This window comes from Microbacterium sp. MYb72 (genome assembly GCF_002979415.1).
Lineage (GTDB): Bacteria > Actinomycetota > Actinomycetes > Actinomycetales > Microbacteriaceae > Microbacterium > Microbacterium natoriense.
Map to the genome: position 1 here is coordinate 47,851 of NZ_PCOT01000001.1, position 17,334 is coordinate 65,184.

12 protein-coding genes are annotated in these 17,334 nt (G+C 71.3%); all 12 read left to right on the forward strand.

All coding sequences use genetic code 11. The features are described from left to right. Positions 1-4: 4 nt before the first annotated feature. The 12 genes from CQ047_RS00220 to menC all read left to right on the forward strand — a co-directional run bounded on the left by CQ047_RS00220 (position 5) and on the right by menC (position 17,324). Positions 5-1,492 carry an amidohydrolase family protein gene (locus CQ047_RS00220; protein ID WP_105672273.1) on the forward strand — a complete coding sequence of 496 codons (1,488 nt, stop codon included), beginning with the start codon at positions 5-7 and terminating at the stop codon, positions 1,490-1,492. Next, positions 1,489-2,820, forward strand: a complete 1,332-nt coding sequence (locus CQ047_RS00225; RefSeq protein WP_105672274.1) for a serine hydrolase — start codon at positions 1,489-1,491, stop codon at positions 2,818-2,820. The genes CQ047_RS00220 and CQ047_RS00225 overlap by 4 nt, the downstream gene beginning before the upstream one ends. Positions 2,821-2,961: 141 nt before the next feature. Beyond that, entirely contained in the window at positions 2,962-4,350 is a 1,389-nt protein-coding gene (locus tag CQ047_RS00230; protein ID WP_105672275.1) for a serine hydrolase, read from the forward strand. After that, the gene (locus CQ047_RS00235) at positions 4,347-5,270 is read left to right on the forward strand and encodes a serine hydrolase (RefSeq protein WP_105672276.1); all 924 of its coding nucleotides are present in this window, start codon (positions 4,347-4,349) and stop codon (positions 5,268-5,270) included. Before CQ047_RS00230 ends, CQ047_RS00235 begins: the two co-directional genes overlap by 4 nt. 54 nt (positions 5,271-5,324) lie before the next feature. Then, a complete protein-coding gene (locus tag CQ047_RS00240) occupies positions 5,325-6,917 on the forward strand; it encodes an ABC transporter substrate-binding protein (RefSeq protein ID WP_105672277.1) in 1,593 nt (530 codons plus the stop codon). Positions 6,918-6,933: 16 nt separating this feature from the next. Further along, positions 6,934-7,932: an ABC transporter permease gene (locus CQ047_RS00245; protein ID WP_105672278.1), complete on the forward strand. Its 999-nt coding sequence runs from the start codon at positions 6,934-6,936 to the stop codon at positions 7,930-7,932. Then, entirely contained in the window at positions 7,932-9,842 is a 1,911-nt protein-coding gene (locus tag CQ047_RS00250; protein WP_105672279.1) for a dipeptide/oligopeptide/nickel ABC transporter permease/ATP-binding protein, read from the forward strand. Before CQ047_RS00245 ends, CQ047_RS00250 begins: the two co-directional genes overlap by 1 nt. Next, entirely contained in the window at positions 9,839-10,882 is a 1,044-nt protein-coding gene (locus tag CQ047_RS00255) for an ABC transporter ATP-binding protein (protein WP_105672280.1), read from the forward strand. The genes CQ047_RS00250 and CQ047_RS00255 overlap by 4 nt, the downstream gene beginning before the upstream one ends. A 19-nt stretch (positions 10,883-10,901) precedes the next feature. Beyond that, positions 10,902-14,234 carry a serine hydrolase gene (locus CQ047_RS00260; protein WP_105672281.1) on the forward strand — a complete coding sequence of 1,111 codons (3,333 nt, stop codon included), beginning with the start codon at positions 10,902-10,904 and terminating at the stop codon, positions 14,232-14,234. Beyond that, a complete protein-coding gene (locus CQ047_RS00265; RefSeq protein ID WP_181155781.1) occupies positions 14,234-15,349 on the forward strand; it encodes a M20 family metallopeptidase in 1,116 nt (371 codons plus the stop codon). Before CQ047_RS00260 ends, CQ047_RS00265 begins: the two co-directional genes overlap by 1 nt. Continuing rightward, positions 15,346-16,221 carry a GNAT family N-acetyltransferase gene (locus tag CQ047_RS00270; protein ID WP_219844570.1) on the forward strand — a complete coding sequence of 292 codons (876 nt, stop codon included), beginning with the start codon at positions 15,346-15,348 and terminating at the stop codon, positions 16,219-16,221. Before CQ047_RS00265 ends, CQ047_RS00270 begins: the two co-directional genes overlap by 4 nt. After that, a complete protein-coding gene (gene menC / locus CQ047_RS00275) occupies positions 16,218-17,324 on the forward strand; it encodes an o-succinylbenzoate synthase (RefSeq protein WP_105672282.1) in 1,107 nt (368 codons plus the stop codon). The genes CQ047_RS00270 and menC overlap by 4 nt, the downstream gene beginning before the upstream one ends. Positions 17,325-17,334 lie beyond the last annotated feature (10 nt).

Below are 17,334 nucleotides of genomic sequence, written 5' to 3' on the forward strand. Positions count from 1 at the left end.
GCGCGTGAACACACTGCTGCGCGGCGGCCGGGTCATCGACCCGAAGACCGGCGCCGACCGGACCGCCGACCTCCTCATGTCCGACGGACGCATCGCCGCCGTTGGCGTCGATCTGATCGCTCCCCCCGGCACCGCGGTCGTCGACGTCCGCGGGCTGATCGTCGGCCCCGGCTTCGTCGACCTGCACAGCCACGTCCACTCCATCGCCGGACAGCGGCTGCAGGCGATGGACGGCGTGACCACCGCGCTCGACCTCGAGGCCGGCCTCATGCCGGTGGCCGAGGCGATGGCCAGGGCCGCGGCGGACGGTCGCCCGCTGAACTACGGCTTCTCGGCATCCTGGGCGCAGGCGAGAGCGTTCGCGCACCTCGACCGCGTCCCGGTCGCCGACTTCACCGCGTCGATGGACCTGCTCGGCAACGGCGAGTGGCAGCGATCGTCGAGCGCCCCCGAGCGCACGCGTTGGCTCGGCCTGCTGGAGGGCGAGCTGGCCGCCGGGGCCCTCGGCATCGGAGTCCTCATGGGCTACGCGCCCCGCTCCGATCCGGACGAGTACCTCGCGCTCTCCCGCCTGGCCGCGGCGGCGCACGCCCCCACCTTCACACACGTCCGCGAGCTCATCGAGGCCGATCCGGCGACACCGATCGACGGGTCGGAGGAGCTCGTGCGCGCCGCCGCCGAGACCGGTGCGGCCATGCACCACTGCCACGTGAACAGCACGTCCCTGCGGCATATCGACCGCGTGCTCACGCTCCTCGATCGCAGCCGTGCGGCCGGGTCGCGCGTGACCGTCGAGGCATATCCGTACGGCGCGGGGAGTACCGCGATCGGCGCGTTCTTCCTCGCCCCCGAGAAGCTGCGGGGACTCGGCATCACGCCGAGCTCGCTCGTGCTGGTCGACACCGGAGAGCGCATCGCCGACGAGGCGCGCCTCCGCGAGGTGCGCGCCGCCGACCCCGGCGCCACGTGCATCGTCACCTTCCTCGACGAGGCAGATCCGCTCGACCGCGCGCATCTGCACCGGGCCCTCGCCTACCCCGACTCGATCGTCGCGAGCGACGCCATGCCCGTGTCCTGGACCAGCACCGCCGGCGCCCCGACCGCATACGAGCAGCGGGAGTGGCCGCTGCCTCCCGGCGGTCACACGCACCCGCGCACGGCGGGCACCTTCACGAAGTCGCTGCGCCTCATGGTCAGGGAATCCGAGACCTGGACCTGGGTCGAGGCCTTCCGACGCTGCTCCTACCTTCCGGCGCGGGTCCTCGACGAGGTCTCGTCCGCCATGCGCGGCAAGGGACATCTCGCCGTCGGCGCCGACGCCGACGTCGTCGTGATCGACCCCGTGACGATCACCGATCGCGCCACCTACGCCGATCCCACGCGGCCCTCCCAGGGCGTGCGGCAGCTGTACGTGCACGGCATCCCCGTCGTGCACGCCGGAGAGATCGTGACCGATGCCTTCCCCGGTCGCGCGATACGAGGAGACGCATGATGACCGAAGACCTGCAGTCCTTCCTGGACGCCACCGCCGCCGAACTCGGCGTGCCGGGGGCCGTCGTCGGCGTGCTCGACGGCGACGACGAGCTCATCGCCGTCACGGGCGTCGCCTCCACCGAGACGGGTGCGCCGGTGACCGCGCGCACCCTGTTCCAGATCGGCTCGACGTCGAAGACGTTCACCGGCACGGCGGCGATGCGCCTCGTCGACGACGGGCTTCTCGACCTGGACGCCCGTGTGATCGACATCCTCCCCGACTTCCGCCTCGGCGATGCCGCGGCCCTCGACGCCCTGCGCGTCCGACACCTCCTCACCCACTCCGGCGGATTCCTCGGCGATGCCGACGAGCAGCCTGGTTGGGATGCCGACTCCCTCGCCCGCAACGTCGCGAGCTTCGCCGAGCTCCCCCAGTTCTTCGCCCCCGGCACGATCGCGTCGTACAGCAACGCCGGGATCCGCCTTCTGGGGCGCATCGTCGAGGTCGTCGCGGGCGAACCGTTCGAGCAGGCCGTACGACGCGTCGTCCTCGATCCCCTCGGGATGGCCGACACCTTCTTCTTCCCGTGGGAGGTGATCGCCCGCCCCCACGCGCTCGGCCACGTCACGGCGGAGGACGGCACCGTCTCCCCCCTCGGCCAGTGGCCGATCACCCGCGACATCGACCCCGAGGGCGGGCTCGTCTCCTCCGTGGGCGATCAGCTGCGCTATGCGCGGTTCCAGATGCGCGGGGAGAGCGAGGGCACTCCGCCCGTGAGCGAGGCGACCAGGCTCCGGATGCAGCAGCCGCAGCTCAGCGCCGGTCCGCCGGTCGACGCGATCGGCTTCCCCTGGCTCCTCTCACACCACGGCTCCGCCCGGCTCGTGATGCACGGCGGCAACATCGCCGACACCCAGCTCAGCGAGTTCGTGATGGCCCCGGACCAGGATCTCGCGATCACCGTGCTCACCAACAGCGGCGCGGGCAAGGCCCTCGGGACCAGGGTCATCGACTGGTGCTTCGAGCACCTCCGCGGGATCGCTCCGGAGAAGACGCCGCTCGACCAGCGCACCATCGATGCGCTCGACGAGACGGTCGGGCGGTACGACGCCGGCCAGTGGCACTACGACGTCACGCGGGTGGGAGACGCGCTGGAGTTCACGATGGTGCTGCGCGAGGACATCGCCGCCCTCGGCATCCCGCCGCGTCCGCCGCTGCGACTGGGCGTCCGCGAGGACCGGGCGCTCGTGACCGACGAGGGCGTCGCCGTCGGTCGGCTGCTCGACGCCGCGGAGGGCGGCCCCGACCTGCTGCACATCGGACTCCGCGCCGTGCGACGACGGTGATCCGCGGGGCTTCGTCCGCGAGCACCAAGCTCCCGGCAAGTCTCGTCGCCGCCGACCAACGGCGTCTCCGCACACGCGAATAGTCTCGGCCCATCGCCGTCGCACCCCTATCGACGGCGCACTCGATGAAGAGGAGCGCACATGTCCGACCTGAACGAGATCGGCGTCTGGCTGCGGGACAACCTTCCCGCCCTGATCGCCGACGCGCACATCCCCGCCGCATCCGTGGGAGTCCTCGCCGGAGGCGAGATCTTCACGACGTCGGCCGGCATCCTGAACCGGAACACCGGAGTCGAAGCCGATGACGACTCGGTCTTCCAGATCGGCTCGATCACGAAGACCTGGACGGCGACGCTCATCATGCAGCTGGTCGACGACGGCCTGCTCGACCTCGACGCCCCCGTGCGCGACGTCGTGCCGGAGTTCGCCATCGCCGACGCCGCCGCCGCCTCGGCGATCACCGCCCGGCAGCTGCTCAGCCACGTGAGCGGCTTCGAGGGCGACCTGTTCAACGACACCGGGGTCGGCGACGACGCCGTCGAGAAGTACCTGGCGACCATCGCCGATGCGCCGCAGCTGTTCGCACCCGGTGAGCGCTTCTCGTACAACAACGCCGGATTCGTCGTGCTCGGCCGCATCATCGAGGTGCTGCGCGGCATGCCCTTCGACCAGGCCCTCCGCACCCACCTGATCGCCCCGCTCGGGCTCACGCACGTCGCCACCTCGGCGCCGGAGGCGATCATGTTCCGCGCCGCACTCGGCCACGTCCCCTCCGGCGACGGCGACGAGCCCGTCCCCGCCCCGGTCTGGAGCCTGGTCCGCTCGAACGCACCGGCGGGCTCCATGCTCGCCATGACGCCGCGCGACCTGCTCGGCTACGCCCGCATGCACATCGAGGGAGGGGTCGCCGCCGACGGCACCCGCGTGCTCTCCGAGCAGAGCACGCGCGCCATGCAGGAGCAGCAGGTCGAGCTGCCCGACCTCGGCGTCCTCGGCGACGCATGGGGCCTGGGCTGGGAGCTCTTCGACTGGGACGGTGCACCGGTCATCGGACACGACGGCGGCACGATCGGACAGAGCGCCTTCCTGCGCATCGTCCCGTCGGCCGGAGTGGCCGTGGCGATCCTCACCAACGGAGGACGCGCGGTCGAGGCGTACCAGACCATCACCGCGAAGGTGCTCAGCGCCCTCGCCGGGGTCACGATGCCCGCCCTCCCCGAGGTCCCCGCCTCCCCCGTCGAGGTGGACCTCGATCGCATCCTCGGCACGTACTCGTCGTCGGTCTCGGATTCGGTCGTGAGCGTCGACGACGACGGACGGATCTGGCTCGAGCGCACGATGAAGGGCATCTTCGCCGAGCTCGGCCCCGCACCCGAGCCCGTCGAGCTCGTCGGGTGGAGCGGCGACAGCCTGCTCCCGCGCGAACCGCAGCACGGCATGCACATGCCCCACGCCTTCGTCGGAGACGACGGAGAGGGTCGCGCTCTCTACCTGCACACCGGCCGCGCCGACCGTCGGATCGACGCGTGAGCGCCGCGCCCGCGGCGACAGCCTCCACCGCGGTGGAGGCCGATATCGCCCGGATCTTCGCGGATGCCGGAGCCCGAGGCTTCCTGCACGCCCGCGAGATCGGCGTCGAGGGCGGTCCGGAGGTCGGCGTGGGATCGGACGACCCCGTCGCGCTCGCCTCCGTGTTCAAGATCCTCGTGCTCACGGCCTTCGTCCGTGACGTCGCCGCGGGCGCGCTCGATCAGACCGCGCGCACCACCGTGACGGCGCGGTACCGCATCGGCGGTGTCGGGACCGCAGGGTTCGCCGACGATGTGGAGGCCAGCTGGCGCGACCTCGCCCTCCTGATGATGACGATGAGCGACAACGCCGCCACCGACGTCATCTACCATCGCCTCGGCGGCGACGCCGTCGACCGCGTGATCTCCGACCTCGGTCTCGATCGCACGGCCCTCATCGGATGCTGCGAAGACCTGTTCGCCTCGGTGGTGGAGGATCTGGGCGGCTCGCCCGACGACGACCTCGACGAGCTCCTCCTCTCGGCCTCCGCGGAGGACCTGCTCGCACTGCGCGCCCTCGATCCCCCTCGCACATCCCACTCGACGCCGCGGGACGTGACCAGGCTTCTCACCGCGCTCTGGACGGATGCGGCGGCTCCGGCATCCGCGTGCGAGCAGGCGCGCACGATCATGGCGCAGCAGATCTGGCCGCACCGGCTCTCGTCCGGTTTCCCGAACGGCGTGCAGATCGCGGCCAAGACGGGCACTCTGCCCCGCTGGCGCAACGAGGCCGGCGTCGTGACCTACCCCGACGGACGGCAGTTCGCCGTCGCCGTGTTCACACTCGCCGACACCCTCGCCGACCGTCAGCCACTCGTCGACGCGTCGATCGGCCGTGCGGCGCTGGCCGCGGTCGAGCACCTGCGCGGACTCGCGGACTGACCGTCGTCACCTCTCTCCCCCACACCTCACCCGACTCACTGCTGGAGGCTTCTGATGCGTTCTCGTACCCCGCTGGTCGCGCTGCTGAGCGTGACGGCGCTCGCCCTCACCTCGTGCGCCGCCGGCGCGAACACCGGCGGCGGAGGGAGCTCCGGCACCCTCGTCGACGGCAAGACGTTCACCTCGGTCATCTCGACCGACCCCGGCAGTCTCGATCCGTTCGTCACGGTGATGTCGGTCGCCCGCTCCATCGACCGGTTCCTCTACGGGCGGCTCGTCGAGGTGCTCGAAGACGGCAGCGTCGTCTCCGGCCTCGCCGAGAAGTGGGAGTCGGACACCACCCAGGCCGTCTTCACCCTCCGCGAGGGTCTCACCTGTGAGGACGGCACCCCGCTCACGGCATCCGACGTCGCGGCGAACATCACGCACATCACCGACCCGGCCAACGGCTCACCGCTGATCGGCCTTCAGGTGCAGCCGGGCACGACCGCGACGGGCGACGACGACGCGCGCACCGTGACCGTCACCAGCGGGCGCCCCGATGCGTTCCTCGTGGAGAACATCGGCAGCATCTCCATCGTCTGCGGCTCCGTGATCGACGACCCGAAGGCTCTCGCCGCCGGCGAGGGGTCGACCGGGATGTTCACGATGGGCGAGATCGTCCCGAACAGCCAGTACACCCTCACCCGGCGCAAGGACTTCACCTGGGGCCCCGGCGACTGGGACCCCGACCAGAAGGGGCTCCCCGACGAGGTCGTGTTCCGCGTCGTGCCGAACGAGACGACATCGGTGAACCTCGTGCTCTCCGGCGAGGTGAACGCGGCGCTCGTGCTCGGCCCTGACAAGAAGAGACTGCAGGATGCGGGCCTGTTCCACACCGAGATCCCGACGCCTGGCGGACAACTCGTCTTCAACCAGAACGAGGGCCGCCCCACCGCCGACCAGGCCGTGCGCGAGGCACTGGTCGAGTCGCTCGACCTCGACCAGCTCCGCAAGGTGCTCACCGGCGGCGAGGGCACGGTGCCCACCGGCCTCGTCACGGTCTCGCCGAACCCCTGCCGCGCCGATGTGGTGAGCGGCTTCCTGCCGAAGTTCGACGCGAAGGCGGCTGCCGCAGCCCTCGACGACGCGGGCTGGACGCTCGGCGCCGACGGCATCCGCAGCAAGGACGGCGCCCCGCTGGAGCTGCGGATGATCTACCCCTCGCTGTTCGGCGACGCCGGCAACGCCGCCGCCGAGCTCATCCAGTCGACCTGGAAGGAGCTGGGCGTCTCGCTCACCGTCACCGCGGTCGACTCCCCGAAGCTCAGCGAGACCCTGTTCTCCACCGGCGACTGGGACGTCTCGGCCGCACCCCTCACCGTGGCACTGCCGAGCATGCTCGTTCCCTTCTACTCGGGCCCCACGCCGCCGAACGGCACGAACTTCGCCGGCGTCGACAACTCCGAGTACACGGCAGCGGTCACCGCCGCGGCGCAGAAGGCCGGCGCAGACGGATGCGACGACTGGGGCGCGGCCGAGCAGGCGCTGTTCTCCACGACGAGCGTCGTCCCCTACGCGAACATCGTGCGCTCGACCTTCGCGAACAAGGCGACGTTCACCGAGGGCGACGGCATCGACCCCACGTCGATCCGCATGTACGAGTAAGGACCGGAAGCAGCCGATGGCCAGCACCACCACCACTCAGGCGATCCTGATCAGATCCGCACGGTCGGACAACCCGTGGGTGTCCTTCCTGGTCCGTCGCGGAGGACAGTTCATCCTCTCGGTGTGGGTGCTGGTCACGGCTGCCTTCCTCATGATCCACCTGGTCCCGGGCGACCCGGTGCGCGCGGCGCTGGGGATGAACGCCCCCGTCGAGCTGGTCGAGGCGCGCCGCGCGGCGCTCGGCCTCGACCAGCCCCTCGCCGTGCAGTACGTCCGCTACATCGGCGGACTGTTCACGGGAGACATGGGCTCGTCGATGCTCACGAGCCAGCCGGTCTCCGAGATCATCTCCACCCGTCTGCCCGCGACCCTCCAGCTGGCGATCCTCGCCGTCCTTCTCGTCCTGCTCGTCTCGGTCCCGCTCGGCGTGACGATGGCCGTCGCCACGCGCGGCGGCCGACGACGCGGCCTCGAGCTGGGCTTCGCGACCGGCAGCGTCGTGCTCGCGGCCATCCCGGAGTTCCTGCTCGCGGTCGGGCTCGTCTACATCTTCGCCGTCTCCCTCGGCTGGTTCCCGGTCGCGGGCAACACGGCGCCGTTCGCTCTCGTGCTCCCGATCGTGGCGCTCGCGCTCGGACCGATCGCCGTGTTCTCGCGGATCATCCGCGTGGAGGTGCTCTCCGTGCTCGGTCAGGACTTCATCCGCACCGCGAGGGCCAAGCGGCTGGCCCCTCATCGCATCTACTCCCGCCACGCCCTCCCCAACGCGATGACCGCGACGCTCACGCTCACCGGTCTCCTGCTGACGGGGATGGTCGCCGGCACCGTGCTCGTGGAGAACGTGTTCGCGTGGCCGGGACTGGGCACCATGATCGTGCAGTCGATCCTGTCGAAGGACTACTCGGTCGTCCAGGGCATCGTGCTCGTCTACGGCATCGGCGTGCTGCTCGTGAACCTCGTGATCGACGTCATCCTCGCGATCCTCGATCCTCGCTCCACCATCCGGGAGGCCTGATGTCCGCGCGCACCGTCTGGGCGGGCATCGTCCGCTCGCCCCTGGGGATCACCTCCCTCGCCCTCGTGACCCTCGTCGCACTGACCGCGATCCTCGCCCCGATCCTCTGGGGCGCGCAGGCGGAGCAGGTCGACCCCACCGCCATCACGCAGGGCCCCAGCGCCGCCCATCTCCTCGGCACAGACGCCCTGGGCCGCGACGTGCTCGCCAGGGTCATGGTCGCCACGCGGCTGTCCGTGCTCCTGGCCGTCATCGCCGTCGTCATCGGCGTGACCATCGGCGCGATCCTGGGGACGGCCCCGTCCGTGCTCCCCCGATGGGCAGGACGCCCGATCGCCGGGTTCGTGAACATCGCCGTCGCCTTCCCCGGGCTCCTCCTCGCTCTGTTCTTCGCCGTGATCTTCGGCGTCGGGACGACCGGCTCCGTGCTCGCGATCGGCTTCGCGATGGCCCCGGGCTTCGCCCGCCTCACCCAGACGCTGTCCTCGGCGATCGCCGGGCGCGACTTCATCTCCGCGGCGCAGGTCGCGGGGGTCTCCCGATTCCGGATCCTGATCAGGCACATCCTCCCCAACATCGGAGAGCCGCTCATCGTGAACGCCACGGTCGCCGCCGGCTCTGCCCTGCTCGCCTTCGCCGGGCTGTCGTTCCTCGGACTCGGCGTGCAGGTCCCCGCCTACGACTGGGGCCGACTGCTCGGAGAGGGCCTCAACCGCATCTACCTCAACCCGGCCGCGGCACTCGGCCCCGCGGTCGCGGTCGTGATCGCCGGACTCGCCTTCAACCTCCTCGGCGAGACCGCCGCCGCCGCGCTCGGCGGACGCTCCGCCCGGCGCCGTGCGCGACTGCCCCTCGTCGCCCGCAGCGGCGCCCCCGTGCCCGCGCAGGTCGACGGCGAAGAAGTGGTGCTCCGCGTCGACGACCTGCGCGTCTCCTTCCCCTCCCCGGCCGGATGGCTCACGCCGGTGCGCGGCGTGACCTTCGACATCCGCCGCGGCGAGGCGATCGGCGTCGTCGGCGAGTCCGGCTCCGGCAAGAGCCTCACGGCGCTCGCGGCCGCGAAGCTGATCGAGACCCCGGGACATGTGTCGGCGGCAGCCCTCGACTTCTGCGGCACCTCGCTGCTCACGACACCCGACCGCGCACTCCGCGGACTCCTCGGCACGTCGCTGGCCATGGTGTTCCAGGACCCGATGACCTCGTTCAACCCGACGCGGCGGATCGGATCGCAGCTCGCGGAGGCCGCATCGGAGCATCAAGGCCTCAGCAGACGTGCGGCGATGGCCAGGGCGGTGGAGCGGCTGCAGGCCGTGCGCGTGCCCGCGGCCGAGCGGCGGGTGCGCCAGTTCCCGCACGAGTTCTCCGGTGGCATGCGCCAGCGCGCGATGATCGCGATGGGTCTGATGAACCACCCTCGTCTCATCATCGCCGACGAGCCGACCACGGCCCTCGACGTCACCGTCCAGCGCCAGGTGCTGCAGCTGCTCGCCACGGTGCGGCGCGACACGGATGCCGCGATCCTGCTCATCAGCCACGACATCGCCGTCGTCGCGCAGACGTGCGACCGCGTGCTGGTCATGTACGCCGGACGCATCGTGGAGGATCTCCCCGCCGGCGTCCTGCACTCCGATGCGCAGCATCCGTACACCCGTGCCCTCCTGGATGTGATCCCGGAGCTCGACACCGACCGCGACATCCCCCTCCGGACCATCCCAGGGCGACCGCCCGCACCCGGCGCCTTCCCCGCCGGGTGCGCGTTCGCGGATCGCTGCCCGATGGCATCCGCGCTCTGCCGCGAGAGCGACCCGGAGCTGGCGGTCGCCTCCGACGGCCACCGGGTCGCGTGCTGGCATCCGGTCATGAAGGACCCCGCGACTCCGCGGCTCGAACGAGAGGCGGCGACCCGATGAGCGAACTGCGCTTCGACCACGTCAGCGTGCGCTTCGGCTCGCACCGGTCGGGTCTCACGGCCGTCGACGACGTGAGCCTCGTCGTTCCGACCGGATCGGTCGTCGGCCTGGTCGGCGAGTCCGGTTCGGGCAAGTCGACCCTCGCCAGGGCGGCGATCGGACTGGCCCCGATCAGCGAGGGCGCGATCACCCTCGACGGCGCCGACGTCCGCGGGTTCCGTCGGCGCCGGCCGATCCAGATGGTGTTCCAGGATCCCTTCTCCTCTCTCGATCCGAGGATGACGATCGGCGAGTCGATCTCCGAGGCCCTCCCCCGCGAGCTTCGTCGACCCGCCGCGCGCCGCGCCGAGGTCGCGCGGCTGCTCGAGCTGGTGAGCCTCGACCCGGAGCGCGCCTCCTCGCTGCCCGCTGCACTGTCCGGAGGGCAGCGTCAGCGCATCGCCCTCGCCCGAGCTCTCGCGGCCCGCCCCGAGGTGATCATCGCCGACGAGATCACCTCTGCTCTGGACGTGTCGGTGCAGGGCTCCGTGCTCAACCTCGTGCGGGAGCTGCGGGGCGAGCTCGACCTCACGATGCTCTTCATCTCCCACAACCTCGCCGTGGTGCGCTACCTGTGCGATCGCATCGCCGTGATGTACCTCGGGCAGATCGTCGAGACCGGACCCACCGAGCAGGTGCTCGCCGATCCGCAGCATCCGTACACGAAGGACCTGCTGCAGGCCGCGCCGACCAGGACAGGCGATCTGCTCGCGATCGACCCCCTCGCCCCGATCGGCGTCGAGCCCGCCGATCCGCATGCGCCGCCGAGCGGATGCCGGTACCACCCGCGCTGCCCGATCGGGCCCGCCGCTCGCCCCGACCGTCAGCTCTGTCTGACGTCGGCCCCCGTGCGCCCCCACGGTCTGCACGGCGCGGCCTGCCACTTCGCCGGCACGGATTCGACCCTCCCGATCGGAACTGTGCCCGAACCCCAAAGCACCTCCGCTGTTTCGGACGCGGGCACAACACGCCACGCCCTCGCAGCGGACACAGTGGACTGACCTTCCGATTGGAGCCCTCATGACCCGCGTCACCGTCGACGACCTCCTGTCCATCAGCTCGCCGGAGCAGCCCGCCCTCTCCCCCGACGGGTCGCGCGTCGTCTACGTGCTGCGCACCGCGGACAGGGAAGCCGACGGCTACACCCGCTCGCTCTGGCAGGTGCCGGCCTCGGGAGGCGATCCCGTCCGGCTGACCCGCGGCACCGCGGACACGTCGCCCGTGTGGAGCCCCGACGGATCGAAGCTCGCGTTCCTGCGTGCGCAGGACGGTCCGGCCCAGCTCTGGATCCTGCCCGCAGACGGTGGGGAGGCTCGTGGCCTGACGACCCTGCCGCTCGGCGCCGGAACCCCGGTGTGGAGCCCCGACGGCACCAGGCTCGCCTTCGCCGCGCCGGTCGACAGCGCCGCGCTCCCCGGTGACGACGCCGCGACGATCCTCGCCAGGCGCTCGGCGCCGAGCGCCGCGGATCGTCTCGGCTACAAGGCGGACGGCGCGGGGAACCTGGGCACGCTCGTGCAGCAGCTGCACGTCGTCGATGCGGAGTCCGGCGCCGTCACCGCGCTCACCCGCGGTCACGCTCACGCCTCCGACCCGTTCTGGTCGCCGGACGGCGGCCGGCTCGCCTTCTCATCGTCCCCCGACGACGACGCCGACCTGACGATGCGGATCCAGGTGCACGTCACGTCCTCGACCGACCCCAACAGCGCCCCGGTGCGGGTCAGCGCCGACGACGTCCAGGCGAGCGCGGTCGGCTGGACGCCCGACGGGCTCCACATCGTCGCCGTCGGACGCACGAACACCGCGGTCGGCAACGCCGGTCTCCTCCTGTTCCCCGTCGGCGGCGGGTCAGCGGTCGACCTGACCTCGTCGGTCGACCGCAACGTGATGCCCGGCGGGCCGGGCTACCCGGGCGGCATGCCCCGGTTCTCCGACGACGAGACGCTCGTGTTCTGCCTGCGCGACAACGGGTACACCCACCTGTACCGGGTCGCCGTCGACGGCTCCGGCATCCGTCCCCTCGTGGGCGGCACCGCGAACGTCTCCGGGCTCTCGGTGGCGGGTCCGACCGCGGCGATCGTGCTTGCGACGCCGGACTCCTTCGGCGACGTGGCCGTCGTCGACATCGCCGACGGGGGGATCCGCACCCTCACGTCCTACGGCACGACCGACCTGCCCGTGCTCCCCGCCGAGGAGCGCCGGTTCACCATCTCCGACGGCACCGTGGTCACCGGCTGGCTGCGACGGGACCCGGATGCCGAGGGCCCGGTGCCGCTGCTGCTGGATGTGCACGGCGGCCCCCACAACGCCTGGAACGGCGCCGCGGATCTGACCCACCCGTACCACCTGGTGCTCGCGCAGCGCGGCTGGGCGATCCTCACGATCAACCCGCGCGGCAGCGACGGCTACGGCGATGCGTTCTTCTCCGCCGTGTCCGGAGGGTGGGGCGTGCGCGACGCGAACGACTTCCTGGAGCCGATCGACCAGCTGGTCGCCGAGGGTGTGGCCGACCCCGCCCGCCTCGCCGTCACCGGCTACAGCTACGGCGGCTTCATGACCTGCTACCTCACCTCCCGCGACGATCGCTTCGCGGCTGCCGTCGCCGGCGGCGTCGTCACCGACCTCTTCTCGATGGGCGGCACCTCCGACGTCGGCCACTACCTCTCCGCGAAGGAGAACGGCGGACTCCCCTGGCGCGACGAGGAGCGCATCTCGGCGCAGTCCCCGTACGCGCACGTCGACAGGGTCGTCACCCCGACCCTGATCCTGCACGGTGCAGCCGACGAGCGCTGCCCCGTCGGACAGGCCGAGCAGTGGTTCGCCGCCCTGCGCGAACGAGACGTCCCCACGCGCCTGGTGCTCTACCCCGGCGGTGCTCACCTGTTCCCGCTGTCGGGCCCGCCATCCCACCGCGCCGACTTCTCGCAGCGGCTCATCGACTGGGTCGAGCAGTACGCCCCCGCCGCCGGAGTCCGCGGCCGCGCTCGGCTCGACGCCCGGCACTGGCAGCAGCGGCTCAGCGTCCTCGCCGCCGCGCACAAGGTCCCCGGAGCGACCCTCGGCATCCTCCGCCTCGGCGAGGATCCGGTCTACGCGCATCACGGCATCCTGAACGCCCGCACGGGGGTCGCCGTCACCGACGACTCGCTGTTCCAGATCGGCTCGATGACCAAGGTGTGGACGGCGACGGCGGCCATGAAGCTCGTCGACGAGGGACGCCTCGACCTCGACCGTCCGGTCGTGGAGTACGTCCCCGAGTTCCGCTCGTCCGACGACGACATCACCCGCACGGTCACCATGCGGCACCTGCTGAACCACACCAGCGGCATCGACGGAGACGTGTTCACCGACACCGGACGAGGCGACGACACGCTCGAGAAGTACGTCGCGCTGCTCGACGGGGTCGCGCAGAACCACCCGATCGGCGCGACGATGTCGTACTGCAACTCGGGCTTCGTGCTCGCCGGCCGTGTGATCGAGAAGATCACCGGCACGACGTGGGACCAGGCGCTGAAGGATCTGGTGATCACCCCGCTCGGGCTCACCCACTCGGCGACCCTCCCCGAGGATGTGCTGCTGCACAGCGCGGCCGTCGGGCACACCGAGATCGGCGAGGACGGCCCGCAGGTCGCCCCCGCGTGGATGCTGCCGCGGGCGATGGGCCCCGCGGGTCTCGTCTGCTCCACGACGGCCGACGTGCTCGCGTTCGCGCGACTGCACCTCACCGGCGGGCTCGCCGCCGACGGCACCCGTGTGCTCTCCGCCGCGAGCGTGGAGCGCATGCAGCAGCGCGAGGTCGACGTGCCGAACCCCTACACGCTGGGCGATGCGTGGGGCGTCGGCTGGATCCTCTTCGACTGGAGCGGCCGCAGGCTCTACGGTCACGACGGCAACACGATCGGACAGTCCGCGTTCCTGCGTGTCCTGCCCGACGAGGGGGTCGCCGTCACGCTGCTGACGAACGGCGGCAACGCGCACGACCTCTACCTCGAGCTCTACGAGGAGATCTTCTCGGAGGTCGCCGACGTGCATCTGCCCGCGGAGCAGGCTCCGCCGCAGGAGCCCTATGACGCCGATGTCTCCGAGCTGCTCGGCACCTACGATCGCGAGGGGGTCCGTTCCGAGGTCTTCGCATCCGAGGACGGCGTGCGGCTGCGCACCACGATCACCGGGCCCCTCGCCGCGCTCCTCCCCGACCCCGTGCAGGAGCACCCGCTCGTGCCGGTCAGGGAGAACGAGTTCGTGCTCCGCCCCGAGGGGATGCAGGCGTGGAACTCCGTCGTCTTCTACCGCCTCGCCACGGGTGAGCAGTACATGCACTACGGTGTCCGCGCGGCGCCGAAGGTCTCGTGATGAGCGTCGGAGAGGTCGTCGGCATCGACCGGCTGATCGCCGACGTCGAGGAGCTGATCCGGTGCGAGTCGCCCTCGGGAGACCTGGATGCCGTGGCCCGCAGCGCCGAGGTCGTCGCCGCCCTCGGAGAACGAGTGCTGGGCGTCGGCCCCGAGCGCATCGTGATCGACGGCAGGACGCATCTGCGCTGGCGCTTCGGCGAGCCGCGGGTTCTCCTGCTCGGACACCACGACACGGTCTGGCCGGTGGGCTCGCTGGAGACGCACCCGTTCGCGGTGCGCGACGGCGTCCTGCGCGGCCCCGGCTGCTTCGACATGAAGACGGGTGTGGCGATGGCCCTGCACGCGGTGGCCGCGCTGCCCGACCGCGACGGGGTGAGCATCCTCATCACGGGTGACGAGGAGCTCGGCTCGCCGACGTCGAAGGACCTCATCACGACCGAGGCCGACGGGTGCTCCGCCGTGCTCGTGCTCGAAGCCGCCGCCGAGGGCGGTCATCTCAAGATCGCCCGCAAGGGGGTGTCGCTGTACCGCGTCGTCGTCACCGGTCGCGCGGCCCATGCGGGTCTCGAACCGGAGCGCGGCGTGAACGCCTCGATCGAGGCCGCGCATCTCGTCCTCGCCGTCGCGGCGCTGGGCGACGCGGATGCCGGCACGACGGTGACCCCCACGCTCCTGCGCTCGGGGAGCACGACCAACACGGTGCCGGCCGATGCGGAGTTCGCGGTCGACGTGCGCGTGCGGACCGTCGCGGAGCAGGACAGGGTCGAGGCCGCGATGCGCGCCCTCGTTCCACGCACTCCCGGCGCGCTCGTCCGCATCGACGGCGGGCCGAACCGGCCTCCGATGGAGACCTCCTCCTCGGCCGCGCTCTTCGCCCGCGCCCGCGACATCGCGGAGCGCCTGGACCTGACCCCGTTCGACGGAGTCGCCGTGGGCGGCGCGTCAGACGGGAACTTCACGGCGGGGCTGGGCGTGCCCACCCTGGACGGTCTCGGCGCCGTCGGCGGAGGCGCCCATGCCGACGACGAGCACGTCGAGGTCGACATGATCGCCCAGCGGCTCGCCCTCCTCGAGACGCTCGTCGTCGAGGTCCTGGCTGGAGAAGGGGCATGACCATGACGGACGACGTCGCACAGAGGTCCGCGCGCGACGAGGCCGCCGACCTCGCGAGGGCCGCGGCCGACGCCGCGGGCGTCGAGATCCGCCTCCTCTCGACGGTGACCGAGTTCGCGCAGGTCGCCGCGCTCTTCCAGAGCATCTGGAGCGCAGGCGGTGATCGGATGCCGGTGAACGTGGAGACCCTGCGCGCGCTGTCGAAGTCGGGCAGCTACGTCGGAGGGGCATTCGACGGCGACGAGCTCGTCGGCGCGTGCTTCGGCTTCTTCGCCGCCCCGGAGCGGCGTGCGCTGCACAGTCACATCGCGGGCGTCTCGCAGCGCATGCGCGGCCGCAGCGTCGGCTTCGCCCTCAAGGTCCACCAGCGCTCCTGGGCGATCGACGAGCATCTCGACGAGATCTCCTGGACCTTCGACCCGCTGATCAGCAGGAACGCGTACTTCAACCTCGTCAAGCTCGCCGCGACGCCGACCGCGTACCACCGCAACTTCTACGGCCACATGAGCGACGCCCTCAACGGCGACGACGACACCGACCGGATGCTCGTCACCTGGTACGTGCACGATCCGCGGGTCGCCGCGGCCTGCCGGGGCGAATCCTCGCGGGACTCCGCCTCCGCCCCGGAGGGCGAGCCCCTGCTCACCGTCGGCGACGACCAGGACCCCGTGCGGCATCCGACCGGGGCGCGCTTCGTGCGGGTCTCGCTCCCCCGCGACATCGAGGCGCTGCGGGTGACCGCTCCCGAGCACGCGACGCACTGGCGTCTCGCGCTGCGCGACACCCTCGGAGATCTGCTCGACGACGGAGCGCGCGTGCTCTCCTTCGATCGCACAGGCACCTACACCATCGACAGAGGAGAACTGCAATGAAGCTCACCGGATTCGAGCTCCGCGTCATCGAGATGCCGCTGGTGTCGCCCTTCCGCACCTCGTTCGGCGTGCAGACGGTGCGCGAGGCGCTGATCGTGCGCGCCGTCACCGACGAGGCCGAGGGCTGGGGCGAGGGCGTGGCGATGAACAACCCGCTCTACTCCTCGGAGTACGTCGGGGCGAGCGTCGACGTGATCACGCGCTTCCTCCTGCCCGCGCTGGCTCAGGTGAAGGACCTCGACGCGAACGCCGTGGCGCCGACGCTGGCGAAGTTCAAGGGCCACCGGATGTCCAAGGCGGCCGTCGAGCTGGCGATCCTCGACGCCGAGCTGCGGGCGAAGGGCGTTCCGCTGTCGCGGGAGCTGGGCGCGGTGCGAGACGCCGTCGACTGCGGCGTCTCGGTCGGCATCATGGATTCGATCCCCGAGCTGCTGGATGCCGTGGGCGGGTACATCGACGAGGGCTACGTCCGCATCAAGCTGAAGATCGAGCCCGGCTGGGACATCGAGCCGGTGCGCGCCGTGCGGGAGCGCTTCGGCGACGACGTGCTGCTGCAGGTCGACGCGAACACCGCGTACCACCGTGGGGATGCGCGGCACCTCGCCCGACTGGACCCGTTCGATCTCCTCCTGATCGAGCAGCCCCTCGACGAGGAGGACCTGATCGGTCACGCCCAGCTCGCCGAGGCCATGACGACCCCGATCTGCCTGGACGAGTCGATCGTGTCGGCCAGGGCCGCTGCGGACGCGATCGCCCTCGGCGCCTGCTCGATCGTGAACATCAAGCCGGGCCGGGTCGGCGGCTACCTGGAGGCCCGCCGCATCCACGACGTCTGCGTGGCGAACGACATCCCCGTGTGGTGCGGAGGGATGCTGGAGACGGGCATCGGCCGCGCCGCCAACGTCGCCCTCGCCGCCCTCCCCGGCTTCACCCTCCCCGGAGACACGTCGGGGTCCGGCCGCTACTACTCGAGTGACATCACCGATCCGTTCGTCGTCGAGAACGGCGCGCTCCGCGTGCCGACCGGCGCCGGCATCGGCGTGACGCCGCACGCGGACGCTCTGGACGCCGTGACCACCCGGACGGAGTGGATCACGTTCTGATGCGCTGATC